General features: G+C 32.6%; 6 protein-coding genes. All 6 read right to left on the bottom strand.

Going from position 1 to position 4,607, the window contains the following annotated elements; all coding sequences use genetic code 11:
• Positions 1-81: 81 nt before the first annotated feature.
• The 6 genes from ACP6PK_RS28285 to ACP6PK_RS28310 all read right to left on the bottom strand — a co-directional run bounded on the left by ACP6PK_RS28285 (position 82) and on the right by ACP6PK_RS28310 (position 4,251).
• Positions 82-1,044 (bottom strand): NAD(P)-dependent alcohol dehydrogenase, encoded by a 963-nt coding sequence (locus ACP6PK_RS28285; RefSeq protein ID WP_426564700.1) that lies wholly within the window; start codon positions 1,042-1,044, stop codon positions 82-84.
• Between the two features lie 854 nt (positions 1,045-1,898).
• Positions 1,899-2,075, bottom strand: coding sequence for a hypothetical protein (locus ACP6PK_RS28290; protein ID WP_426564702.1), 177 nt, complete (start codon positions 2,073-2,075; stop codon positions 1,899-1,901).
• A gap of 140 nt (positions 2,076-2,215) precedes the next feature.
• A complete protein-coding gene (locus ACP6PK_RS28295; protein ID WP_426564704.1) occupies positions 2,216-2,392 on the bottom strand; it encodes a hypothetical protein in 177 nt (58 codons plus the stop codon).
• 64 nt (positions 2,393-2,456) lie between these two features.
• Positions 2,457-2,633 (bottom strand): hypothetical protein, encoded by a 177-nt coding sequence (locus ACP6PK_RS28300; RefSeq protein ID WP_426564706.1) that lies wholly within the window; start codon positions 2,631-2,633, stop codon positions 2,457-2,459.
• 63 nt (positions 2,634-2,696) lie between these two features.
• Positions 2,697-2,873 (bottom strand): hypothetical protein, encoded by a 177-nt coding sequence (locus tag ACP6PK_RS28305; RefSeq protein WP_426564707.1) that lies wholly within the window; start codon positions 2,871-2,873, stop codon positions 2,697-2,699.
• Between the two features lie 64 nt (positions 2,874-2,937).
• Entirely contained in the window at positions 2,938-4,251 is a 1,314-nt protein-coding gene (locus ACP6PK_RS28310) for a nucleoside recognition domain-containing protein (protein WP_426564709.1), read from the bottom strand.
• Positions 4,252-4,607 lie beyond the last annotated feature (356 nt).

Consider the following 4,607-nt stretch of genomic DNA (forward strand, 5'->3'; position numbering starts at 1 on the left):
TCGCTAAATATTTGCTTGCCTGACTACTAAATTTATTTGATATTAGTATTAATACTCTACTTTGTCATAGTCAAATAATTGTTAGTCTACTAGACTTGTTTCTTCGTTACTAATTACAATTTTTCCTACAGCACGACCCATTTCACTATAAGCATGAGCTTCTGCTATTTCTGCTAATTTATATGTTCGGTCAATAATTGGTTTAACTAATCCATCTTCAATCAATTCTAGGAGAGAAATTAAGTCACGGGGGTTAGGTTGGGCGACAACTAATTTCGATTTTTTACCAGGCATAAATAAGGTTATGAAAGTAGAAGGTAAATTTTCTACAGTTGGTAGAGTAGAAATATAAATTCCTTCTGGTTTTAGTACATTTTCACAACTAGAAAAAGTTTCTTTCCCAACAGCATCAAAAATAATGTCATACTGTTCAGATTCTTTGGTAAAATCAATCTGATTATAATCAATAACCCTATTCGCTCCTAAACTTTCTACTAAAGTAATATTGTTACTGCTACAAACACCTATTACTTCAGTTTTCATTGCCTTGGCAATTTGTACTGCAAAAGTTCCAACTCCCCCAGAAGCACCATTAATTAATACTTTTTGCCCAGGTCTAATTTGACCTAAATCAAGTAATGCTTGAAAAGCAGTTAAACCTGCAACTGGAATTGCTGCTGCTTGAGAATGAGTAATGTTTTTAGATTTTAATGCAGCAGTATTTGCAGGTATAGCAATATATTCTGCATAAGCACCTCCAACTAATGGATTAATAAATGTATAAATTTCATCTCCAGGTTCAAAGTTTTCTACTTTTTCGCCTACTTCTAATACAACTCCAGATAAGTCACAACCCAAAATAATTGGAAAGTTAAAACCGGATAATAATTGTAGTTGTCCTTGTCTAATTTTCCAGTCAACAGGATTAACACTGGTAGCTTTAATTTTGACTAATAATTGATTGGGTGTAATTTGAGGTTTTTCAATTTCTGAATATTCCAAAACATCAGTGGAACCATACCGATTAATAGTGACTGCCTTCATGGGTTTTTGCTGTTAAATTAAGACTTCTATTAGAATACCAATAAATTATATCATGTCCGGTTACATACTTATAAATAATAAGAAATAGGGAGGAGAGAACAGGGAACAATTTAACTGGGGAGAGAAGGGTCATTTCAGTTATCAGTTATCAGTACCTCTGACTAAAGCATCAGGATTGAAATATTGAATCGAATATTTTTTTCATCCCTTTGAAAGGGGAGACTTTAGACTCAATTTTTCGGTAATAGATAATAAACAAAGAAGAGGAAAAGGAGGAGGTTTTTGGAGAAAAGATAGTTCTAAATTTTTCCTGTTGTCTTTTGTCTCTCTTCATAACCAAATCTATCTAAACTGAGTTGAATTTAGAAATCAAATAAGCTGTTTTCCTTGTAGGGGTTTGGAGACCAAAACCCTACTGTTCGATTTAGTTTAAATTTCCTTTTTTTTAATCATCAAAACATTATCCGACAGAATATCAGAGAGCTGAAGATTATAACTACATCAGCATATCAATTAGCAGTCAGAGCATATTTAGTTTTTTTTATTCCAATATTTATAAAATCAGCAGCCAATATCTAAAAATTTGTTTCTGTATTTGAGGAAGTTAGTATCAGGTTGAGGAGAGTCAAACCCAACTTTACTGTTGGCTTGAAATTCCTTTTTTTTCCAAGACCTACTTTCTGTCTTTAATCATCAAAAAATTATCGGACTAATTATCACAGAAGTAAAAATTCCTGCCACATAAGTAGATATAGCAGCAGAGAAAACATATCTAATTTAGGAGAGTCAAACCCAACTTTACTGTTGGCTTGAAATTCCTTTTTTTTCCAAGACCTACTTTCTGTCTTTAATCATCAAAAAATTATCGGACTAATTATTACAGAAGTAAAAATTCCTGCCACATCAGCATATAGAGCAGTAGGCAAAACATATCTAATTTTGGTAATTTGAGTAGGTAGTAAATAAATAGGGAATATATCAAAAGTAGTTTCTGTATTTGAGGAAGTTAGTATCAGGTTTAGGAGAGTCAAACCCAACTTTACTGTTGGCTTGAAATTCCTTTTTTTCCAAGACCTACTTTCTGTCTTTAATTATCAAAAAATTATCGGACTAATTATCACAGAAGTAAAAATTCCTTTTTTTCCCAAGACCTAATTTCTGTCTTTAATTATCAAAACATTATCGGACTAATTATCACAGAAGTAAAAATTTCTGCCACATCAGCATATAGAGCAGCAGAGAAAACATATCTAATTTTGGTAATTTGAGTAGGTAGTAAATAAATAGGGAATATATCAAAAGTAGTTTTTGTATTTGAGGAAATTAGTATCAGGTTGAGGAGAGTCAAACCAGACTTTACTGTTTGGTGGAAATTCCTTTTTTTCCCAAGACCTAATTTCTGTCTTTAATTATCAAAACATTATCGGACTAATTATCACAGAAGTAAAAATTTCTGCCACATCAGCATATAGAGCAGCAGAGAAAACATATCTAATTTTGGTAATTTGAGTAGGTAGTAAATAAATAGGGAATATATCAAAAGTAGTTTCTGTATTTGAGGAAGTTAGTATCAGGTTTAGGAGAGTCAAACCCAACTTTACTGTTGGCTTGAAATTCCTTTTTTTCCAAGACCTACTTTCTGTCTTTAATTATCAAAAAATTATCGGACTAATTATCACAGAAGTAAAAATTTCTGCCACATCAGCATATAGAGCAGCAGAGAAAACATATCTAATTTTGGTAATTTGAGTAGGTAGTAAATAAATAGGGAATATATCAAAAGTAGTTTCTGTATTTGAGGAAGTTAGTATCAGGTTTAGGAGAGTCAAACCCAACAGTAAAGTTGGCTTGAAATTCCTTTTTTTTCCAAGACCTACTTTGTGTCTTTAATTATCAAAAAATTATCCGACTAATTATTACAGAAGTAAAAATTCCTACCACATCAGCACATAGAGCAGCAGGTAAAGCATATCTAGTTTTCTTAATTCCTACACTACCAAAATAAACAGCCAATACATAAAAAGTTGTTTCTGTCGAACCCTGCATAGTTGATACTAAATAGGAGAGAAAACTTAATGGTTCATTTGTGACTATTTCCGACATAATGCCAAAAGCACCACTACCAGATAAAGGTCTAATTAATGCCATAGGTAATGCTTCTGCTGGCATTCCAATTAAATTAGTTATCGGCGATAAAATTGTCGCCATAATATCTAGTGCGCCACTAGCTCTAAACATTCCAATTGCTACAAAAATTGCCACCATAAAAGGAATTACTCTGACGGCAACTTCAAATCCAGCTTTTGCTCCTTCGGTCATTGTTTCGTAAACTTTAACTCCTCGAAAATAGCCAAAAAGTAGAAAGGAGCAAATAAGTATTGGTAATAACCAATTAGACAAACTTTGGAGAAAATTAAGACTAAAAAGATAGGGTATACCTCTGAGACTTAAGCGATAAATTACTGCACCTAAAAAAACTCCGATTAAACTGGCAAAAAGTAGTTTTCCAATTTTAGATGGTGGGGTAAGTTTTGAGATTTTTTCTTCTCTATCAAGAGAATCATTTTTATCTAAAGATTCTGGAGTAATAGATTGATTTAAACTTGGCTTTGTTTGGCGACTTGCAAAAAATTTTGCTGCTACAATAGCCGCAATTGTAGAACAACAAGTGGCGATAAATGTAGGTAAAATAATATCTCCAGGATTAGTAACACCTGCACTAGCTCGAATGGTTATTACACTAATAGGAATTATCGTAACTGAAGAGGTATTTATAGCTAAAAATAAACACATTGCATCTGTGGCAGTTCCTTTTTCTGGATTTAATTTATCCATTTCTGCCATAGCTTTTAAACCCATCGGTGTCGCAGCATTTCCTAATCCTAAAGCATTAGCAGCTATATTTAAAATAATGGCAGACATAGCAGGATGGGATGCAGGTATATCTGGAAAAAGTTTCACCATTAAAGGATAGATTAAACGGGCAATTATTTTCATTCCTCCTGCTGTTTCAACTATTGAAATTATGCCTAACCATAATGCCATACTACCAATTAATCCGATAGCTAAAGTAACAGCATTTTTCGCACCTTCAAATGATGCCTCAGTTATTTCTGTCATTCTACCGTTATATGCTGCTATGACTGTAGCTGAAATTATCATAAATAGCCAAATACTATTAATAGGTGATGTTTGTGATTGATTCATTTTTAGAAAATAGGGAGTAGTGGCGTGACACACCTAAAATGTTGCAATAGTAGGGGCAGGTTTTAATGGAAATTTTCATGCTTACCCTAATATTTATATAAACCCGCCTTCATGCAAACAATTAGGTGTTTCTGTCCAGTAGGGAGAAATAAATAATTAATGTATATAGCGCGATAATTTATTGCTTATCTGTTAACTGAAATAGTCTTGATATTTGACATTAGCATTTTTTCTTCATTATTTATCATTGATCAAAGGGAATAGGGAGTAGGGAGTAGGGAGTAGGCAAAAATAATTGATTTATATAGCGCGATAATTTATTGCTTATCTGTTAACTGAAATAGTCTTGATATTTG

Source organism: Dapis hubbardiae BLCC-M172 (assembly GCF_050016015.1).
GTDB lineage: Bacteria > Cyanobacteriota > Cyanobacteriia > Cyanobacteriales > Microcoleaceae > Trichodesmium.

Bases quoted from the DNA above. Each gene is read 5' to 3' on its own strand.
- ACP6PK_RS28285 (WP_426564700.1), bottom strand. From the start codon at position 1,044: ATGAAGGCAGTCACTATTAATCGGTATGGTTCCACTGATGTTTTGGAA.
- ACP6PK_RS28310 (WP_426564709.1), bottom strand. From the start codon at position 4,251: ATGAATCAATCACAAACATCACCTATTAATAGTATTTGGCTATTTATG.